At 63.8% G+C, this 18624-nt stretch carries 16 protein-coding genes; 4 read left to right on the top strand and 12 right to left on the bottom strand.

The genetic code is table 11. The features are described 5' to 3' along the window. The 4 genes from V5B40_RS18050 to V5B40_RS18035 form a co-directional block, all read right to left on the bottom strand. Nucleotides 1–1859: GAF domain-containing protein (locus tag V5B40_RS18050; protein ID WP_332355782.1), on the bottom strand; the 1859-nt coding region annotated here is incomplete at its 3' end. Nucleotides 1860–1944: 85 nt separating this feature from the next. Continuing rightward, nucleotides 1945–2445, bottom strand: coding sequence for an Hpt domain-containing protein (locus V5B40_RS18045; RefSeq protein ID WP_332355781.1), 501 nt, complete (start codon nucleotides 2443–2445; stop codon nucleotides 1945–1947). Continuing rightward, a complete protein-coding gene (locus tag V5B40_RS18040) occupies nucleotides 2438–2827 on the bottom strand; it encodes a response regulator (protein WP_332355780.1) in 390 nt (129 codons plus the stop codon). The genes V5B40_RS18045 and V5B40_RS18040 overlap by 8 nt, the downstream gene beginning before the upstream one ends. Next, complete coding sequence (locus V5B40_RS18035) at nucleotides 2817–5807, bottom strand: CHASE domain-containing protein (protein ID WP_332355779.1); 2991 nt, start codon at nucleotides 5805–5807, stop codon at nucleotides 2817–2819. The genes V5B40_RS18040 and V5B40_RS18035 overlap by 11 nt, the downstream gene beginning before the upstream one ends. 278 nt (nucleotides 5808–6085) lie before the next feature. Here V5B40_RS18035 and V5B40_RS18030 point away from each other — a divergent pair, with 278 nt between their 5' ends. Further along, nucleotides 6086–6640, top strand: coding sequence for a YaeQ family protein (locus V5B40_RS18030; RefSeq protein ID WP_332355778.1), 555 nt, complete (start codon nucleotides 6086–6088; stop codon nucleotides 6638–6640). 157 nt (nucleotides 6641–6797) lie between these two features. Here V5B40_RS18030 and V5B40_RS18025 read toward each other — a convergent pair whose 3' ends face one another. After that, nucleotides 6798–7145, bottom strand: a complete 348-nt coding sequence (locus V5B40_RS18025; protein ID WP_332355777.1) for a DUF2917 domain-containing protein — start codon at nucleotides 7143–7145, stop codon at nucleotides 6798–6800. 153 nt (nucleotides 7146–7298) lie between these two features. Between V5B40_RS18025 and V5B40_RS18020 the strand changes: the two genes are divergently transcribed. The 3 genes from V5B40_RS18020 to V5B40_RS18010 all read left to right on the top strand — a co-directional run bounded on the left by V5B40_RS18020 (nucleotide 7299) and on the right by V5B40_RS18010 (nucleotide 11495). Next, nucleotides 7299–8717, top strand: a complete 1419-nt coding sequence (locus V5B40_RS18020) for a PLP-dependent aminotransferase family protein (RefSeq protein WP_332355776.1) — start codon at nucleotides 7299–7301, stop codon at nucleotides 8715–8717. Nucleotides 8718–9186: 469 nt separating this feature from the next. Then, nucleotides 9187–10470: an O-acetylhomoserine aminocarboxypropyltransferase/cysteine synthase family protein gene (locus tag V5B40_RS18015; RefSeq protein ID WP_332355775.1), complete on the top strand. Its 1284-nt coding sequence runs from the start codon at nucleotides 9187–9189 to the stop codon at nucleotides 10468–10470. A 113-nt stretch (nucleotides 10471–10583) separates the two neighbouring features. After that, the gene (locus V5B40_RS18010) at nucleotides 10584–11495 is read left to right on the top strand and encodes a GGDEF domain-containing protein (protein WP_332355774.1); all 912 of its coding nucleotides are present in this window, start codon (nucleotides 10584–10586) and stop codon (nucleotides 11493–11495) included. A gap of 72 nt (nucleotides 11496–11567) precedes the next feature. On the opposite strand, the gene zapE is transcribed toward V5B40_RS18010, so the two are convergent. The 7 genes from zapE to V5B40_RS17975 all read right to left on the bottom strand — a co-directional run bounded on the left by zapE (nucleotide 11568) and on the right by V5B40_RS17975 (nucleotide 18609). Next, the gene (zapE, locus tag V5B40_RS18005) at nucleotides 11568–12680 is read right to left on the bottom strand and encodes a cell division protein ZapE (protein WP_332355773.1); all 1113 of its coding nucleotides are present in this window, start codon (nucleotides 12678–12680) and stop codon (nucleotides 11568–11570) included. A 200-nt stretch (nucleotides 12681–12880) separates the two neighbouring features. Then, the gene (locus V5B40_RS18000) at nucleotides 12881–13324 is read right to left on the bottom strand and encodes a 6-pyruvoyl trahydropterin synthase family protein (RefSeq protein WP_332355772.1); all 444 of its coding nucleotides are present in this window, start codon (nucleotides 13322–13324) and stop codon (nucleotides 12881–12883) included. Nucleotides 13325–13444: 120 nt separating this feature from the next. After that, nucleotides 13445–13882, bottom strand: a complete 438-nt coding sequence (locus V5B40_RS17995) for a hypothetical protein (RefSeq protein ID WP_332355771.1) — start codon at nucleotides 13880–13882, stop codon at nucleotides 13445–13447. A gap of 12 nt (nucleotides 13883–13894) precedes the next feature. Next, nucleotides 13895–14290 carry a CBS domain-containing protein gene (locus tag V5B40_RS17990; protein ID WP_332355770.1) on the bottom strand — a complete coding sequence of 132 codons (396 nt, stop codon included), beginning with the start codon at nucleotides 14288–14290 and terminating at the stop codon, nucleotides 13895–13897. A 70-nt stretch (nucleotides 14291–14360) separates the two neighbouring features. Further along, nucleotides 14361–14708: a P-II family nitrogen regulator gene (locus V5B40_RS17985; protein WP_169065759.1), complete on the bottom strand. Its 348-nt coding sequence runs from the start codon at nucleotides 14706–14708 to the stop codon at nucleotides 14361–14363. Next, a complete protein-coding gene (locus V5B40_RS17980; RefSeq protein WP_332355769.1) occupies nucleotides 14705–16207 on the bottom strand; it encodes a DUF1538 domain-containing protein in 1503 nt (500 codons plus the stop codon). Before V5B40_RS17980 ends, V5B40_RS17985 begins: the two co-directional genes overlap by 4 nt. Before the next feature lie 398 nt (nucleotides 16208–16605). Beyond that, a complete protein-coding gene (locus tag V5B40_RS17975) occupies nucleotides 16606–18609 on the bottom strand; it encodes an acyl CoA:acetate/3-ketoacid CoA transferase (protein WP_332355768.1) in 2004 nt (667 codons plus the stop codon). Nucleotides 18610–18624 lie beyond the last annotated feature (15 nt).

Raw genomic sequence — 18624 nt, 5'->3', positions numbered from 1 at the left:
CCACGGCCATCGTCGCGCACGGACAGCACCAGGGAGCCTTTTGCAAGCCGCAGTTCGAGCACCAGCGCACTCGCGCCGGCGTGGCGGACGGCATTGTTCAGCGCCTCCTGGGCGATACGGAAGCAGGCGATGGCAATCTCCTCCGGCGGCTGCGGCATGCCTTCGTCGGCAATAAAGCGGGCCTCGATTCCGGCCTGGCGGCAGGTGTTGTCGAGATGCGCGCGCAGTGCCGGCACCAGACCTAGGTCGTCGAGCTGCGGCGGGCGTAGCTCGACCGACAGGGCGCGTACACGCTGCAGGGTGCGATCGGCGATGTCGGCGGCTTCCTGAACTTCGTCGCGGTCGCCGCCCGTAGACCAGGGTCGCATGCCTAGCAGCACGATTTTTATCATCGTCAGGTTCTGGCCGATGTCGTCGTGCAAATCGCGGGCCAGGCGCCGCCGCTCCTCTTCCTGCACGCCGATCAGCCGTGCCGAGACCTCGTGCAGGCGATCGAGAGCGCTGTGCAATTCAGCCTCGGCACGCTGCCGACGCTCATCGGCGCTGAATTTATCGAGCGCGAAGGAGATGTCGCTGGCCAACTCGCCGAGCAGTTCGATCAATTCCTCGTCGAAATAAGCGACTTCGCCAGCGTAGAGGCTGAAAACGCCGACCACGGCGCCAGCGCGGCGGATCGGAAACACCGCCGCAGCGGCGATACCCGCCGCCCTGGCACGTTCCTGCCAGGGGCCCGTACGCGGGTCGTTCAGGAAGTCGTTGCAGATCGCCGGGCGGCCATCGCGCATGGCAGCGCCGTTAGGGCCGTGCCCCTCCGCCCGCTGCGCGTCGATCGAAATGCGCAGCCCGCGCAGGTATTCGCCGGCCATGCCGGAATCGGCGACGACCTCGATCCAGCCGTCGGCGTCGAGCAGGCCGACCCAGGCACCGTCGACTTCGCCGTGGCGGACGACGATTTTGCAGGCGCTGACCAGCAAGGCCGCGGCCGATTCGGCGTGCATGATCGCCTGGTTGATCTGCGCAACGGCGTTGAAAAAACCACTCAACCGGCGCAGACGCCGCTCGGCTTCCTTGCGTCCGCTGATGTCGCGGGCAATGGCGAAGACGCCCACCGTCTCGCCGGCAATGCGCAGACAGCCCTTGGTCGTCAGGTAGGTGCGCTCGCCGCCTGCGGCGCCGCTGATTTCTTCCTCGCAGGTCTCGGTCGCCACCGCCGACATCAGGCGTTGGTCGTCGGCGCGCAGGCGTGCAGCCATCCCGGCCGGGAAGAACTCCTCGTCACGATGGCCGAGAATGTCCTGGCGCTGCCGGCCGAGCAAACTTTCCACGGCACGGTTGCAGAGGATGTAGCGGCCGTCGGAATCCTTGGCGGAGATGCAGTCGGTCGAACCTTCGACGAGCGCCGCCAGCGTGGTCGCCAATTCGTCGATACGGCGCTCCTGGTGCTCGGCTTCGAGAAGCAACAAGGCCTCGTGCTGGTGCCGCTGCAGCGCCAGCTCAATCGCCAATTGCAGCTCGCGGTCGCTATAGGGTTTGATGAGATAAGCATGCGGCGCGGTGATGCGCGCACGCGCGAAGCGCTCCTCGTCGGCGTAGGCGGTCAGATAGAGCAGTGGCACACGTTGCTCGTCGATAATCACCCGCGCCGCGTCGATGCCGTCTACGGCGCCAGGTAGAACGATGTCCATCAACACCAGGTCGGGCCGCTCACGCGCCGCCGCAGCCACAGCCTCTTCGCCAGAGGCCACCGGCCCGGCGATAGCGTAACCGAGCGCGGCCAGGCGCAGCGCCAGGGCCCGGGCAACGAGTGCATCGTCCTCGACGACCAGGATGCGTTTGCCCGCCGGCATGCTGTCGTTCATGTCTTGTCTCCGAGGAGTGCGCCGCCAAAGTCGACGCGATTGCGGCCCAGGCGCTTGGCGAGCATCGCGAGCAAGGCGCTGGCGCTCATTCGTCGTCCCCGACGACCAGCACAGGCGCCGGCCGCGGCGCCGGAGCAGTCGCCAAACCGCCGACGCTTGCGGCGCTCACTGCCGCGCTGATCAGCAACGGTGCCGCGTCCACCGCCGCCTTCAGCGTCGCCAGAAGCCGCGCGAAAGTCTCCCTGGCACTGGCACTGCCCACCACTCGTGCTGCCGGATCGGCCTGCAGCTGGCGTGCCAGTGCCTCCATCTGGAGAGCCGTGGCGCCGAGCGCGGGATAGCCGAAAGTTCCGGCGGCGCCGGCGAGGCCATGCGCGGCGGCAGACAGTTCGCGCAGCGCCGCTTCGCAACTCTCGCCGCACCGCCAACCCTCCCCATCCGCACACTCCCCCCAGCTCGCGCCGAGAGCCATCACTGCAGCCTCGATCTGGCCCACTCGCGCCGGCAGCGAGCGCTGGAATTCCTCGCCCAGCTCGGCCAGTTGCGCCGCCAGTTGGGCGCCAGCAGCGGCGGGCAATTCAGGCATCGCGAGCCTCCCAGAACATGCGCAGCTGATCGGCCAGCGCCAACGGATCGAAAGGCTTGGTAATCACGCCCAAGGCGCCCTCTGCCTTGAGCGCCGCGACCTCGCCGGGCAACGCGCGCGCGGTCATGAAAATCGCCGGCACGAACTCCGTTTGCGCCTGCGCACGCAAGGCGCGCAAGGTCGCCGGCCCGTCCATGCCCGGCATCATGACGTCGAGCAGCAGCAGATCGGGCGCGAAGTCGCGCACGCGCAGCAGCGCCTCATCGCCGGAAGCGGCGACCTCGACCTCGAAACCACCGACGGCTTCGAGCGCCAACTTGGCGACCGTGCGAATATCGACTTCGTCCTCGACGTAAAGTATCCGTTGCAAGCTAGCGCTCATCGTCGTTCTCCTTATTGTCATGCATCTCCTGCTCTTCCCTGCCGGCCGTCACCAGCTGCCGCCGGGCTCCGGCTGCTTCAGCCGCTTGCGTCGGCTGCGTCAACTCACGGACGATCTGCAACAGCCGCTCGTTGGAGGTACGCGACTTGACGAGGCTGGCAGCGACTGCCTGCTGCACATCGACTCGGGTCGCGGTGTCGCTGGCAGAAAAGACGACCACCGGTGGCGGATGCTCCAGTCCCTGGATCACTGGCAGAAGTTCCAGCCCCGAGCCGTCCGGCAAGCCAAGGTCGAGAATGACCACATCGAAAGTCCGCGCCGCCAGCTCGTCCTTGGCTGTGGACAACGTACGCGCCGCAATGATTTCTGCCAGGCTGCCGAACTGCGCGGCAACGATGTGCACCAGATCGGCGTCGTCCTCGACATGCAGGATGCGCGCGCACCGCGACGCCGGCCCGTGAATCGCCCGCTTCAGCGCGGCGGTGAGTCGCTGTACATCGACCGGCTTGTCGAGCCAGTCGACCACCGCCAGGGCGCCACCGAGCGCTGGCGTCGCCAGATCGTGCGATCCCGAGATAACCACTACCGGCACCTCGAAACCGCCCTTGGCGGCACGCAGGCTGCTCAGCAGGTCGCTGCCGGTCTCGTCGGGCAGGCCCATATCGAGCGTCATCGCCGCGTACTGCCGGCTGCCGAGATACTCTCCGGCCTGCCCCGCACTTGCTGCCAGATCGACCTCGTATCCGGCGCGCTTCAACACCGTCGCCAGAAGCTGCGCGACGTCAGCATCGTCTGCGCAAACGAGTACCCGTGGCGCGTCGGCGCTCGCCAGCGGCACGATCATTGACGCGCTCTCGGCCATGACCTCGGGAAACTCGCACCAGAAGCGGGCGCCCTGACCCGGCTCGCTGCTGAAGCCGATGGCACCGCCCATGCGCTCGACCAGCGCCTTCGAGATCGACAGGCCAAGACCCGAACCGCCCCTGGCGCGCGTCGTCGACCCGTCGGCCTGCGAAAACTTCTCGAAAATCCGCGCCCGAAACGCCTCCGGGATGCCTGGGCCATGATCGGCAACTTCTATGCGCAGGCGATCGCCGCGGCGCAGCAAGGAGACCTCGACCGCCTCGCCAGGCGGCGAAAACTTGGCCGCGTTCGACAGCAGATTGGCAAGCACCTGCAGAAAACGGTCGGCGTCGATGCGCGCCCTGCCCTGGGCCGGGCGGGCGACGAGTTCGAGGCGCACCTCATGCTGTACGGCAAAACCCTGGTTCGCCTCCAGCGCCTGCTCGATCAAGGGCAGCAGCGGCTGCGTGGCGAACTGGAAGTTCATCCTGCCCGAGGCAATTCTTTCAATATCGAGAATATCGTTGATCAGGTCGACCAGGCGATCGCAGTTGTTGGCGGCGATACCGATCAGCGCTTTCGCCGGCGCCGGCAGTTGACCACCGATGCCGCCTTCGAGCAGACCCAGCGAACCACGAATCGACGTCAGCGGCGTGCGCAGCTCATGGCTGACCGTGGACACGAACTCGGTCTTGAGTTGCTCCATTTTCTTGCGTTCGGTAATGTCGCGCGCCAGCCCGATGAAACGACGGCGGTCGTTCACGATCACCTCGGTCACCGCCAACTCCATCGCAAAACAACTACCGTCGGCACGCTGGCCAAGGACTTCGCGATCGATACCAATGATCTTGCGCACCCGGGTTTGCCGATAAGCACGGAGATAGCCGTCATGGGCGTCGGCGTAAGGCGCGGGCATCAGCATCTTGACATTGTGCCCGAGTACCTCCGTGGTGGTGTAGCGGAACAGCCTCTCGGCTGCCAGATTGAAGCTTTCGATCAGCCCCTGCTCGTCGATGGTGATGATCGCATCGAGAGTGTTGTCGAGCACGGCTCGGGTACGGGCCTCCGATTCGCGCAGTTCGTGGGTCATGGCGTCGGCCAGTTCGAGCGCGCGCGCGCGCGATCCGGCGAAGGACTGCAGGAGGGCGAACATCAGCATGCTGATCAGCGCACCGCCAGCGAGAACCACCGTGGAGGTACGCTTGACTACCGCCTGCGCGTCGCTGGCGTCGATGCGCAGGCGCCACTGTCGACCGGCGAAATCGAGCACTCTTTCGCTGCTGTAAGACGCGCCCTCGGACTTGCTCGTCGAGGACGTCAGGCGCAGCAGGGGCTGCGCGTCGGCAACACCGCCAGCGGCGGTGCCGACGAGGCCGACATCGTCGACCGACAGGTCGAGGCGCTGCACATCGTCTCCGAAAATGCCGCGGGCCAGATCCTCCATGCGAAAGGCCGCGTAAACGACGCCCAGGAAAGCTGCCTGTCCCTCTTCCATCGTCGCGATCGACGCCGCATTACGATAAATCGGCACGATCAGCAAAAAGCTCGTCTGCCGGCCGGTTTCCTGAACCAGGGTCAGCGGCGCCGTAGCCGCCGCTGCACCAGTCGCGCGCGCGCGCTCGATGGCATCTCGACGCGCGTTTTCGCTGAGCAGATCAAAGCCCATGGCGGCTTCGTTATCTTGCGCCGGTTCAATGTACTCGATGGCCAGGTACTCCGGCCGCTCACCCTGCGGGCGGAGCGCAAATGCCGGATACCCTTCGGCAACGAGGCGACGATCCGAACGCACAGTGGCAAGGAACGCAGCACGCTCGGCGAGCGCAACGCGGCGCGCGAAGCCGACCACCTGAAAGCCGGGGAGGCGCTTCTTGAGTTCGAGACGGGCGACATAGCGATGGAACTCGCCACGGTCGACTTCGGTCGAGCCGGCAAAGAAGCCCTGCAGTCCACGCAGGACGCCGTGGTAGGCATCGAGTCGTTTGTCGACCTGCAACACCCGTATCGCCGACGCCTGTTGAAATTCCTGTCGGGCCTCGCTTTCCACGACGCCGGCAGCCCACTGCGCCGCCCAGGCGGTCAAGGCCAGACCAGCGAACAGTGAAAGCACTGCGCTACGTTGAAAGCTGAACCATGCCATTTACGACCTCCGCCGCCAGCCCGCGCACGCACCGCACGAAGCCGCCACCTGCGCGGCACATAGCGCCCTCTCGGGCACGACCATTCAATAGCCGCATGACGAGTATAGGTGCGGCAGTAAACGGCGGTCAATCAGGGTTTTTTCTGACGACGTGGCAATGTCGCCAGCGGCAGCGCGTTGCGCTCCCGGCAATGCCGGTGCGCCACCTTCTGGTCGATCGGCAACTTGTTCGAGCCTCGCCTTTCGCGCACACTGGCGGCCTTCACGGGAGCCCGCGCATGGCACTGAAAGCCACCATTTTCAAAGCTGAACTGAGCATTTCCGATACCGATCGCGGCTACTATGCCACGCACGCGCTGACCCTCGCCCGCCATCCCTCCGAAACCGACGAACGAATGATGGTCCGCCTCCTGGCCTTTGCCCTGCATGCCAGCGACAGCCTGCAGTTCACTACCGGGCTGTCCACCGAAGGCGAACCGGATCTCTGGCAAAAATCGCCGACCAATGAAATTGATTTATGGATCGATGTCGGCCTACCCGATGAAAAACACCTCCGCAAGGCCTGCGGCCGCGCGCGGCAGGTCGTCGTCTATGCGTATGGTGGCAACAAGGCCGGCATCTGGTGGGCGAAAATCGGCAAGGCACTCGCCCGCTGCGAGAACCTGAGCATTTTCCAGCTACCGCGCGAAGCGACGAGCGAACTCGCGACGCTGGCCGAACGCGGCATGAACATCGCCTGCATGATCAGTGATGGCCAGATGTGGCTGAGCGACGCAAGGAAAAACGTCGGCGTCGAGCCGACGACGTGGATGAACGCCGGCGCCGACAAGTGATGGGGCGACGCGCTCAGGACGGCGACGGCAGCTCGCCAATCACCGCCTCGATCTCTGCCAGCGGCAAAGCGAAGAAGCGGGCGATTTCGCCGACGCCCTGCCCCTGGGCCAGACGCTCACGTACGTCTGCTTTCCGGCCATCGAGCCCCCGGCCTTCCTAGCCGGCAAGAGGCGACCCGGGGTGAAGCAGGCGGCGGTCGAGCTGTGGCGAGCGCTGACGCCGCTGCCAGATCTCTTGCAGGGGGGCGAGCAGCAGCCGCTGCCAGGGCTTCACCGCCAGCTCGAAGCGGACGCGCCCGTCGCCGATCGCCTCCAGCAAGGCGAGACCATGACCCTCGACCAGATGGCTCTCACCCGCGGCGAGCAGGAAATCCCCGGCTTCGCCTTCGACGGTCAGCCAGACCCGGCCAGCGGTGCAGACGATACGCACGCCCTTGGCAGACATCAGCCTGACCGGTGCGTTGTGGGCGAGATACAGCTCGCTGTTGTACAAGTCAAAGTCCATGGCCAACTCCCGTGTTTCTGTTCTGATGAGACACAGTGTAGGCCAGCGGGCCTTGATAAAACAGTGACAACTTGGCAGAATTGTGACCAGCACAGTTCGCATCATTACGAATTGTACCGATCAAGATTTGCGACAACTGTATTGGTGAAACCCATGCAACATGAACTCATGCGCTACGAACGACTGGCCGAGGATCTGAGCAGCATCATCGCCGGCGGCAATCTGCGCCCGGGCGAACGCCTGCCGTCGGTGCGGCGTCTGTCGCGCGAGCGGCAACTGTCGGTGTCGACGGTGCTGCAGGCACTGCATCAGCTCGAAGATCGCGGCCTCGTCGAGGCCCGCCCGCAGTCCGGCTATTTCGTCCGCCATGCGCCTGCGCCCCACGAACAGCCGAACGCGCGCACGACCCCCGAGGAAGCGGTACCGGTCGATGTCAGCCAGCGCCTGATGCGGGCGCTGCAGACCGGCAACAAGCCGGGCGTCGCGCCGCTGGGCGCCGCCCTGCCCGCGTCGACGCTGCTGCCGCTGGCCGCGTTGCAGCGGCTCTACGGCAGCGTCGCGCGGCGCCACCCGCGCCTACTCGAAGGCGCCAGCCACATCAACATGGACGAGGCGGCGCTGATCCGTCAGCTGGTGCTGCGCTCGGTCGGCTGGGCCGGGCCGCTGGCGGCCGAAGAGTTTGTGATCACCAACTCCTGTACCGAAGCACTGGGCCTCTGCCTGCGCGCGGTAACCGATCGTGGCGACACCGTGGTCGTCGAGTCCCCGAGTTATCACCTGATGCTCCAGTTGCTCGAAACGCTGGGGCTGAAAGCCCTGGAAATCCCGACCGATCCGCGCACCGGCCTGTCGATCGAGGCGCTCGATCTGGCCACCCGCGACGGCCAGGTAAGGGCCTGTCTGCTGGTGCCCAACGCCAGCAACCCGCTCGGCAGCATGATGCCCGACGAGCACAAGCGCCGACTCGCAAAGCTGACCGCCGAACGCGGCGTTGCGGTAATTGAAGATGACATCTACGGCGATCTGTACTTCGGCAACAAACCGCCGCGACCGATCAAAGCTTTCGACAAGGCGGGAAATGTGCTGCTCTGCTCGTCCTTTTCAAAGTCGCTGTCACCGTCGCTGCGTCTCGGTTTCGTCGCTGCCGGCCGCTACCGGCGGCAGGTCGCGCTGCACAAGACGGTGAGTAGCGGCGGCACCAATCCGATCACCCAGATGGTCGTCGCCGAGTACCTCGAATCGGGCTCCTACGATCGTCACCTGCGTGGCCTGCGACGCATTTACGAGCGCCAGGTCGACGCCATGCGCGCGGCGGTGGCCAGACACTTCCCGCCGGCGACGCGCATGACGCAACCGCTGGGCGGCTTCGTGCTGTGGGTCGAACTGCCCGACAAGGTGGACACCACCGCCCTCTACGACCGCGCCATCGCGGCCGGCGTGGCCTACGTGCCCGGAGAACTGTTTTCGGCCAGCGGCATGTACCGCAACTGCCTGCGACTCAACTGCGGCAACCCGCATACGCCGGAGATCGAGAACGCAGTTCGCCGCCTCGGCGAGCTGCTGGCGGCGTGAACTCGGGCGCCGCTGCACTGCCGACTCCAGGCAGCCAGTCGCGCAAAACCACGACAAAAAAACATGCCGATGCGGCTTTCGCAGCACCGGCACACAATGAAGCCAGCAACAAGACGAAAACACCGTGTCTTGCGCGGTCCACACCCTCCTCCTTTGCTATCGACAACGGCCATCCCGATCGCTTATTGTTTTCAGGTACACGAAATGGGTGGCCGAGGTCCTTTAAGCAAATTTCATACCACAACGACAAGCGACTGCTTTATTGCTTATTCCCGTGCGCGTCAGGAACACGGCTGTAAAATTTCTCGACAGTGTTTTCCCCCGCTGGCCGCTTCTTGCCGTCAAAGCCCGTGCCACCCGACTCACCGCCACGGCGAGCGCAGCGCTCGGCCAGCAAAAGGAGGCAATCCGTAGTGCTAAGATGCTGCCCAGTCCAAACTCCGAAAAAACCCACCCAGAGAGGAAGCGCATGAAACTCGAAACCCTCGCCGTGCACGCCGGCTACAGCCCTGAAGCAACGACCAAGGCCGTCGCAGTGCCGATCTATCAGACGACCTCGTATTCGTTCGACAGCACGCAGCATGGCGCCGACCTTTTCGATCTCAAGGTGGCCGGCAACATCTACACGCGGATCATGAACCCGACGCAGGACGTCCTCGAGAAGCGCGTTGCCGCCCTTGAAGGAGGCATCGGCGCGCTGGCCGTCGCTTCCGGGCAGGCGGCAATCACCTACGCCATCCTGACCATCAGCGAGGCCGGCGACAACATCGTCTCGGCCTCGACCCTGTACGGCGGCACCTACAACCTCTTCGCCCATACCCTGCCGCAGTACGGGCTCGCAGTGCGCTTCGCCGATTACGCCGATCCGGCCAGCTTCGAAAAGCTGATCGACGAGAAGACCAAGGCCTTGTACTGCGAATCGATCGGCAACCCACTGGGCAACGTCACCGATTTCGAGCAACTGGCGGAAATTGCGCACCGGCACGGCATCCCCTTGATCGTCGACAATACGGTCCCCTCGCCCTACCTCTGCCGGCCGTTCGAACACGGTGCCGACATCGTCGTGCACTCGCTGACCAAGTACATCGGCGGCCATGGCAACTCGATCGGTGGCATCATCGTCGACAGCGGACGCTTCCCCTGGGCCGAGCACAAGGCGAAGTTCCGGCGGCTCAACGAACCGGACGTTTCCTACCACGGCGTGGTCTATACCGAAGCGCTCGGCCCGGCGGCCTTCATCGGTCGCGCCCGCGTCGTACCGCTGCGCAACATGGGCGCAGCGATTTCGCCGTTCAACGTCTTTCTGATCCTGCAGGGGCTGGAAACCTTGCCGCTGCGCATGGACCGGATCTGTGCCAACACCGAAAAAGTCGCCGCCTACCTGCAGGGACACGCCAAGGTGGCGTGGGTCAACTACGCCGGCTTGCCCGCTCACCGCGACCACGCACTGGTCGACAAATACATGCACGGCAAGGCCTCCGGAATCCTCACCTTTGGCGTCAAGGGCACCGACTGCAGCGGCGCGGAAGCGGGGGCACGCTTCCAGGATGCGCTGCAACTGTTCACGCGCCTGGTCAATATTGGCGACAGCAAGTCGCTCGCCTGCCACCCGGCGTCGACCACGCACCGCCAGCTGGCACCCGCGGAACTGGCCAAGGCCGGCGTTTCCGAGGAGATGGTTCGCCTGTCGATCGGCATCGAGCATATCGACGATCTGCTTGCCGATCTGGAACAGGCGCTGGCCGCCGCCTGAGGGGCCCACGCCATCCGGCCATGCGCGCTTGATATTAAGGCCTTTTCTGGCGCGCATCGGCCAGACTTCTGGGGTAGGATACGAGCATCCTGCTGCACGCACACCGCCCGCCGATGCCCGATAGCCCGTTCCGCCTGCCCCTTGTCGATCTCTGCGCCGATGACGCCGAGATTGGACGTTATGCGGCACTGCTCGACAACCTGGCGATCGGGCTGCTGGTTTTCAACGCCGACGGCGGCCTGCAACTACGCAATCCGCAGGCCAGCAGCTTGCTCGGCGATACGGAAACACGCTGGGAAGACGACAACGGCGCGCTGCTGAGCACCGACCAGCGTCTCGAAGTGCGCGTCTTGCGCACCCGGAAAGCGATTTGGCAACAGACCCTCGGAATCAAACAGGATGCTTCGGCAGCCGCCATTCGCTGCAAGGCCAGTGCCTTCCCGGTGTTGGCCGAAGATGGCAGCCTGCGCTGCGTTCTGCTGACGCTGAGCGACCTCACCGAGCATCCGAAGCAAACGAACGAAGCCGCGCAACGCGCAGCACACAACCCGCTCACCGGGGTTTACCCACAGGCTGACATCCTGCACCTGCTCGCCGACGAGGGCCGCCGCGCGACGCGTTATGGCACGCCGTTCTCACTCGCCCTGATCGGCGTCGACCAGTTGCCGGAGCTGTGCAGGGCGCGCGGCGCGCAAGCCGGCGAGCGCGCGCTGGCCGACATCGGCCAGCTCTGCGGTGAAAGTCTGCGCGATGCCGACATGGTCGGGCGCTTCCGCGCCGACAAGTTTCTGCTGATCCTGCCGAATGTGCGCGTCAATGACGCCACCATCGGCCTCGAACGCCTGCGTGAACTGGTCGAAACGCGGCATGCGAGGGCTGACGCCGAGCCCTTGACGATCAGCGGAGGCGTCAGCGAGTTTACCGGCGAGGACTCCGCTGCGCTGATCGAACGCGTCCGCTCGCTGCTCGCCGCAGCCCGCGACGCCGGCGGCAACCGGCTCTGCGTCAACCTCGACTTCTTTTAATGTAGATACGGGGTGGTCATGACTTTCATGACCGTTGGCGAGTTCTCTCCCCGTCCTGCGACCGCCGGCCGATCAGGAGAGATGCGGCAGACCAAGATATTCGCGGGAGCGCATTTCGGTCAGCCGGCTGGCGGTGCGAAAGAACTCGCTGGCCTGCGTACCCTCGGTATAGAGTTCATCCGGCCCGCAGTCGGCAGTGGCGATCAGCTTGACCTTGTGATCGTAAAAAATATCCACCAGCCAGGTAAAGCGCCGCGCCTCGGAGGCCATGCTCGACGACATCCGGGGAATCGCCGACATCAGCACCGTGTGGTAGCTGAGCGCCAGTTCGAGGTAATCGTTCTGCGAACGCGGCCCGCCACACAGTGACTTGAAGTCGAACCAGATGACGCCGTTGCCACGCCGCACGGTCGGAATGTGGCGACCAAGAATCTCGACGCTGCCGCCGGCCGCTCCCGCCCCGGCCGCAATGCTCGTGAAGTACTCGGCCATCTTCGACTCGGCGGCGGTATCCGCCGGGCAGTGGAAAATCTCCACCTGCTCAAGCGTCCGTAGCCGGTAGTCGACGCCGGAATCGATTTCCAGCACGTCCATGCGCGAGTTGATCAGGGCAATCGTCGGCAGAAAATTTTCGCGCTGCAGGCCATTCGGATAGAGCCGGTCGGGCGGGTAGTTGGAGGTCATCACGAAAACCACACCGCGTTCGAAAAGGGCTTCAAGCAAACGCCTGAGGATCATCGCATCGGCGATATCGGAAACGTGGAACTCGTCAAAACAGAGCAGCCGCAGCTCGCTGGCAATGCCTTCGGCCAGCCTGGCCAGCGGATCCTTTTCGCCCTTCAACTGCTTGAGCTGGCGATGGACGTCGTGCATGAAAGCGTGGAAATGTACCCGCCGCTTGCGGCGATAAGGGACTGCATCGTAAAAGCAATCCATCATGAAGCTCTTGCCGCGACCGACACCTCCCCAGAAATACACGCCCCGCGGCACTGGCGGCGGAGCAAGGAAACGGCGCAGCTTGTTGCTGCGCCCGACCTTGAAGGACAGCAGCTCGTAGTACAGGCGCTGCAGGCGCTCGGCGGCCGTGCGTTGGGCGACGTCGGCGATGAACTTGCGCGACGACAGCACGCGCTCGTAAGCGTCGAGCATGCCACGCTCGGGAACCTTGAGAATTCTGTGCGGCATCAGCGTCTTTCCGGTACGCGCAGGCCAGCAGGCCGGCCCTTGCACCTGACTCGTTGGGCGGCGAGGCAGTCGTCAGCTCGGGCTGCTCAACTCGTCTGCGCCGCACGCCGCCCACTGCGGCGATGCCGATATTCTAAAGCATCAACGGCTATACGTCCGCATCGCGCACCAGCCGAAGCGCTTCGGGAAGCCCTGGTACCCTAGCCGCGCAGCGCCTCCGCCCAGCAGTTGGGCGTCTCGTAGAGGCGCACGCGCTCGAGGCGCAGCTGATTGCCGTAGCTGTCGCGATAGACCGCGTCGAGAATCGTAAACGCCAGTTGGGCAAGGTTCTCGGCAGTCGGCACGCAATCGAGCAGTACCGTCTTGTGCTCGGGTAAGGAGTGCAGGAAGTCGACCACCGGCTGGTCGCCTGCCCAGGCGAGAAAAGCATGATCCCAGAGGTCGACCAGATGCCGCATGGCCAGCGACTTGACTGCGGAGAAGTCCATCACCATGCCGTTGGCCGGATCACCCACCTGCTGAATGATCGTACCGCCAAGCGTGATCTCGAGCGCGTAGCGGTGGCCGTGCAGGTGACGACACTGGCTCTTGTGGTCGGGAATGCGGTGGCCTGCGTCGAACTCCAGGCGGCGGGTGATAAGCATCTGAAAAACGCGAAGAAAAGAGCCGCGATTATAGCACCGGCGAGTTCGCCTTCCGGGCGTGAGAGCGCCACTGCGGTCGGCTTAAAACGTCCGCACCGGCCTCGCCAGCCGCACCGCCACTCACTCGTGAACAGTGATCGGCAGCGCTGCCATTTCCTTGTACAGCAGCGCCAGCGGCGGCTTGCGTGAAATGGTGATGATCCGCGTCCCCGGCGGGTAAATCAGATGATAGGTGAGGAACATGTAGGCATCACCAGGACCGAGCAGCAACTCGCGCAAGGCGGCGTAACCGGGATGCCCGAGAATATTCATCTCGGCGTAGGTCCGCTGGTTGAGCCGTACGCAGCGTGCGCCAAGTTCGAGTCGGGGCTGTTGCGCGCCGAGCAGTTCGTGGGTCAGAAAGCGCCGAATGTCGGGCAGGACGACAACGCCAACGCTGCCGACGCCAATCAGCCATTCGACCGCCCGGCCTTCACCGCCGGGATCAGGCGCGTGGTCGCCAAAAGCCTGGCACCAGCGGGGAATGAAAGCTGAATAACGGCGAATGATTTTTTCCATGGCTGGCGAACTCTAGGTTTCTTTTGCGGCCCGTTCGATGAGACTGCCGACGACATCGGTATCCGAGACGAAACCCTGCAAATCGTTGTTGTCGATGACCAGCACGCTCTTCACGGCGTACTGGATCATCAGCCGCGCCAGGTAGCGCACTTCCAGGTGTTGCGAAACCTGTAGCGCCGGCTTCTGGGCGATGTCATAGACGTTGAGCAGGTCGATGTCGCCATCGTCGGCAATCACCGCCCTGGCGACGTCGCGATAGGCGATCAAACCATAAGCATCACCCGAGTGCCGCTTATCGACAACCAGCGATTTGACTCCGCGCTCCTTCATCATCATCAGCGCCTCGCGGACGGTAGCCAGCGGGTTGATGGTGATGACGCTTCTTTTCATGATTCCGGCAACCAGCATTGCTAGAACTCCTTCACTTGATGACCAGGGTCAGAAATCGAAAAACGCCGGGGCCGCGAGGCACAGCGACTCACAGGCCCTCTTCGACCTCACGGCGAAACAGCTTCATCTGCTCCAGCCCGATTCCGACGACGCTGCCCAGCGCTATCGAAAAAGCCAGGCCACCGCCGGGAAGGTCGAGCTTCATCTGCAACTTGACCGCCCGCAGGATACGCATCGCCAGTTGCTGTTCAGTGACGCACAGCAGCAGTGATTCCTTGCGCTCCAGGCCGAGGCCGAGAAAGGTCTTGCGTTCATTGTGCCGCAAGCCCTTGCCCTTGATGATCGTAAAGCCGGTCGCTCCGGCCTGCTGGAGCAGTTCAACCGCTCTGTTTTCGTCCTCGTCGGGAACGATCAACACGACAGCAGAGAATTTCATGAAGCTTGCTCCTTGACGGGTTTCCTTGACTTCTGCAGCAAGGTGGCGATGATGCCGTAGGACATGACTATAATCATGGGCGTTAATGAGGCAAAGGCAATCAGACCGAAGCCGTCGATCATCGGGTCCCGCCCCGGGGTGCGCTCGGCCAGCCCGACACCGAGTGCGGTGACCAAAGGCACGGTAACCGTCGACGTCGTCACGCCCCCGCAATCGAAGGCGATCGGAATGATGAAACGCGGCGCGAGCTTGGTCATGGCGATCACCAGCAGGTAACCGGGGATCAGCCAATGGGCAATCGGGGTCCCGTCTACGATGCGCGCACAGCCGACGACCAGGCCGACGCCGACGCCGACGGAAACCAGAGAGCGCAGCCAGAAGCCCTTCAGCTGGCCCAGGCTGACTTCGTCGGCCTTGATCGAGAGCGCAATCAACGCCGGCTCGGCCATGGTCGTCGCGAATCCCATCAGAAAGCCGTAGAGGTAGAGCACCCACATCGCCGCGCCGTCCTGCATCAGGCCGCTGGTCATCTCGTCGCCGAGCGGGAAGAGGCCAATTTGCAGCCCTTCGTCGAACAGGTACAGGCCAACGGCAACGAAGAGCATTCCCACCGCCAGGCCCTTGGGGTCGGCAAGCGGCCGCCGCAGAACGACAAAGCTCGCAAACAGGACCACGGCGATGATCGGCAAGAGGTTCTTGACCATGTTCAGAAAGCTGAGGAGCATCTCCACGGGGCCGAAGTGATGCGCGTCCATGGAGGGCATGATCAACACTGCCGTGCCGGCTGCAGCAGGGACAAAAAAGAGGATGCCGTAGAGCTGAATGATGATCATCGGCGCCAGCGCGCCGAAAGCGATCAGACCGAAGCCGTCGAGCATTGGATTGCGGCCACGAATGGTCGCCGCCAGACCGACCCCCATGGCAGTCAGCAGCGGTGCAGTGACCGTGGAAGCGACGACGCCGCCCGAATCGAAGGCCAGACCGACCAGTTCCGGAGGCGAAAGCGCAGTCAGGCCAACGACGATCAGATAGCCTGGAATCAGGTAGAGAGCAATCGGATGGCCGAGCACGATGCGCCAGACACCAACCATGATCGACAGGCCGACGGCGAGGGCGGCCACCATGCGCAGGGTCGTTGCCCCCATGCTCCCGCCAGAAACTGCCTCGGCTTTGTAGGCCACGGCCATCAGTGCCGGCTCGGCGGCGACCGAGGCAAAGCTGATGCAAAAGGCAAAAGCCATCAGCCACAGGAAGGAGCCGCGACGGGCAAAATCGAAAGCCATCGTCTCGCCGGCCGGAAAGATCGCCGCGTCCAGCCCTTTCACAAACAGGGCGAGACCGATGAGGACGGCGGCAAATCCGCCGACCAGAGCGCCCGCGCTGTCGGGCATGCGCTGGATGAAAAACCCCTGGAAGATGGCGACAACGATCAGCGTCGGCGCCAGGTCTCGCGCAGCTTCTCGCAGGAGTTCCCGGATCAGGCGTAGCAGCGACCCCATGCGCGCTAGGTCGCCGCAACCGCTGGCAGCGGGCGGCTCGGCAGTGGCGAGACGGGACGACGTGCTTGGCTCATCGGCTCAAAATAAAAGAAAAAAACCATGCTGGCGATCGTCGTCATAGAGGCAGATCATGCCGCAGATCGCTCCACACGGCAAGGCTGTCGGCATGAAAAGACGAACGCGGAGGGCAAGCTCGTGGATGCGGACGCAAAGCGGCTGTGCCGCCAAGCTCAATGCAAAGGACATGCAGCCGCGCAGCTCGGCGAAACGCCGCCCAGCGAAGCCCGTGCGGCGGCAAATCGCCTGCGCAAGCGGAGCGGCGGCCTACACCGAAGGCGAGCCGGCCAGCAGAGAAGAAGCACGGCAGCCCGCCGCCTCAGCTCGCCAGGCGGACCGACTCATGGCGTACGGAAATGCCCATGTGCCTCGGCCTCACTGGCGAAGACCTGCGCTGCCACTTGCCGCTTCTCGAACTCCTCGGCCAGCTTCATGCGCAGGAAAGTGCTCGAGGTGTAGCGGGTCACATCGTGGTAGTGACGATCCATCAGATCCTTGACCATCGCGATGTAGTCGTCGACCAGTTCCGGCAGGATCGAGAAGCGGTCGTAATTGACGATCGTCTTGACTTTGTGACCGAGCGGTGTCAACTGCTTGTCGACCGCTTGCCGAATCTCCTCGATCTCCGCTGTGCTGCGCACGCTCAAGCCGGAAAAATCGATGAAAAACAGATTCTTGTCGGCGTCATACGAGAGGCGCTCGCTCATCGGCATGGCCAGCAATTCCTGGCGCAGCTTCATCGGGTCGTCGCTGAAAATGCGCGCTTCCATCAGCGCCGGAGCCCCGCGCATCACCGGCGTGAAGTCCATCCGGTCGAGAATATCCTTCTGCAGGTCCACCCCCGGCGCGATCTCGATCAGTTCGAGTCCTTCGGCACAGAGGCGAAAAACGCAACGCTCGGTAATGTAGAGCACTGGTTTGTTCCACTTGACCGCCTGCTCACCGCTGAACGTGCGGTGTTCGACGGCAGCGACGAATTTCTTCGCCTTGCCGTCTTCGAGAATGCGCAGTTTGCCGTCTTCGACCATCACTTCCAGTTTGCCGGCCGTAAAAGTGCCGACGAAAACCACTTTCTTGGCGTTCTGCGAGATGTCGATGAAGCCACCGGCGCCGGCCAGGCGGGGACCAAATTTGGAAACGTTGAGGTTGCCTTCGCGGTCGGCCTGGGCCAGGCCCAGGAAAGCGATATCAATGCCACCGCCATTATAGAAATCGAACTGGCTGGGCTGATCGATAATCGCCTGGGCATTGACGGCCGCACCGAAGCTGAGCCCACCGGCCGGGATGCCGCCGATCACACCGGGCTCGGCGGTCAGCGTCAGCAAGTCGATGACCTGCTCCTCGGCGGCAACATTGGCCACTCCCTCCGGCATGCCGATGCCCAGGTTCACTACCGCGTTGGCGCGCAGTTCGAGCGCTGCGCGCCGGGCAATGATCTTGCGCTCGCTCATCGACATGGTCTCTATGGCCGACATCGGCACTTTGATCTCGCCAGCGAAAGCCGCACTGTACTGCTCGACAAAGGTCTGCATGTGGTACTCGGGCTTTTCGGCGACCACCACGCAGTCGACCAGAATGCCGGGGATTTTCACCTGACGCGGGTTCAGCGTGCCGCGCTCGGCAATACGCTCGACCTGCACGATGACGATGCCGCCCGAGTTCCTGGCGGCCATGGCAATGGCCTGCGCTTCCAGCGTCAGCGCCTCACGTTCCATGGTGACGTTGCCATCAGGGTCGGCAGTGGTGCCGCGAATGATGCCGACGTGGATCGGAAAGCACTTGTAAAACAGGTATTCCTCGCCGTCGATCTCCATCAGGCGGACGATGTCGACGGCCGTCTTCTCGTTCAGCTTGCCGCCGCCAAAACGCGGGTCAACAAAAGTGCCGAGTCCGACACGGGTGATCGTTCCCGGCTTGCCTGCCGCGATGTCGCGGAACATGTGTGTGATCACACCCTGTGGCAGGTTGTAGGCCTCGATACTATTGGACACCGCAAGTTGCTGCATTTTGGGAACCAGGCCCCAGTGACCACCGACAACACGCTTCAGCAAGCCATGGTGGCCGAAGTGATTGAGACCACGCTCCTTGCCGTCGCCCTGCCCGGCCGCATAGAGCAGCGTCAGATCACGTGGACTGCCGAGCCCGGAAGCGTCGCTTGCGGCCGCCTCGAGAAAGCGCTGCTCGATGGCCACGGCAATATTCTCGGCAAAACCGATGCCGACGAAGCCGCCGGTGGCGACGGTATCGCCGTCATTGATGAGGCGCACCGCGGCGCGGGCCGAAACGACCTTGCCGGTATCGGAAACGCGCAGCGAGGCGGCCATGGGGTGACGATCAAGCGACATGCGCTTCTCCTATGC

The sequence above is a fragment of the Candidatus Accumulibacter meliphilus genome (genome assembly GCF_036625345.1).
Classification (GTDB): domain Bacteria; phylum Pseudomonadota; class Gammaproteobacteria; order Burkholderiales; family Rhodocyclaceae; genus Accumulibacter; species Accumulibacter meliphilus.
This window is presented reverse-complemented; position numbering and strand designations above follow the sequence as displayed.

Bases quoted from the DNA above. Each gene is read 5' to 3' on its own strand.
- V5B40_RS18045 (WP_332355781.1), bottom strand. From the start codon at position 2,445: ATGCCTGAATTGCCCGCCGCTGCTGGCGCCCAACTGGCGGCGCAACTG.
- V5B40_RS18015 (WP_332355775.1), top strand. From the start codon at position 9,187: ATGAAACTCGAAACCCTCGCCGTGCACGCCGGCTACAGCCCTGAAGCA.
- V5B40_RS18000 (WP_332355772.1), bottom strand. From the start codon at position 13,324: ATGCTTATCACCCGCCGCCTGGAGTTCGACGCAGGCCACCGCATTCCC.
- V5B40_RS17990 (WP_332355770.1), bottom strand. From the start codon at position 14,290: ATGCTGGTTGCCGGAATCATGAAAAGAAGCGTCATCACCATCAACCCG.
- V5B40_RS18035 (WP_332355779.1), bottom strand. From the start codon at position 5,807: ATGGCATGGTTCAGCTTTCAACGTAGCGCAGTGCTTTCACTGTTCGCT.
- zapE (WP_332355773.1), bottom strand. From the start codon at position 12,680: ATGCCGCACAGAATTCTCAAGGTTCCCGAGCGTGGCATGCTCGACGCT.
- V5B40_RS18020 (WP_332355776.1), top strand. From the start codon at position 7,299: ATGCAACATGAACTCATGCGCTACGAACGACTGGCCGAGGATCTGAGC.
- V5B40_RS18040 (WP_332355780.1), bottom strand. From the start codon at position 2,827: ATGAGCGCTAGCTTGCAACGGATACTTTACGTCGAGGACGAAGTCGAT.
- V5B40_RS17975 (WP_332355768.1), bottom strand. From the start codon at position 18,609: ATGTCGCTTGATCGTCACCCCATGGCCGCCTCGCTGCGCGTTTCCGAT.
- V5B40_RS18030 (WP_332355778.1), top strand. From the start codon at position 6,086: ATGGCACTGAAAGCCACCATTTTCAAAGCTGAACTGAGCATTTCCGAT.
- V5B40_RS17995 (WP_332355771.1), bottom strand. From the start codon at position 13,882: ATGGAAAAAATCATTCGCCGTTATTCAGCTTTCATTCCCCGCTGGTGC.
- V5B40_RS17985 (WP_169065759.1), bottom strand. From the start codon at position 14,708: ATGAAATTCTCTGCTGTCGTGTTGATCGTTCCCGACGAGGACGAAAAC.
- V5B40_RS18010 (WP_332355774.1), top strand. From the start codon at position 10,584: ATGCCCGATAGCCCGTTCCGCCTGCCCCTTGTCGATCTCTGCGCCGAT.
- V5B40_RS17980 (WP_332355769.1), bottom strand. From the start codon at position 16,207: ATGGGGTCGCTGCTACGCCTGATCCGGGAACTCCTGCGAGAAGCTGCG.
- V5B40_RS18025 (WP_332355777.1), bottom strand. From the start codon at position 7,145: ATGGACTTTGACTTGTACAACAGCGAGCTGTATCTCGCCCACAACGCA.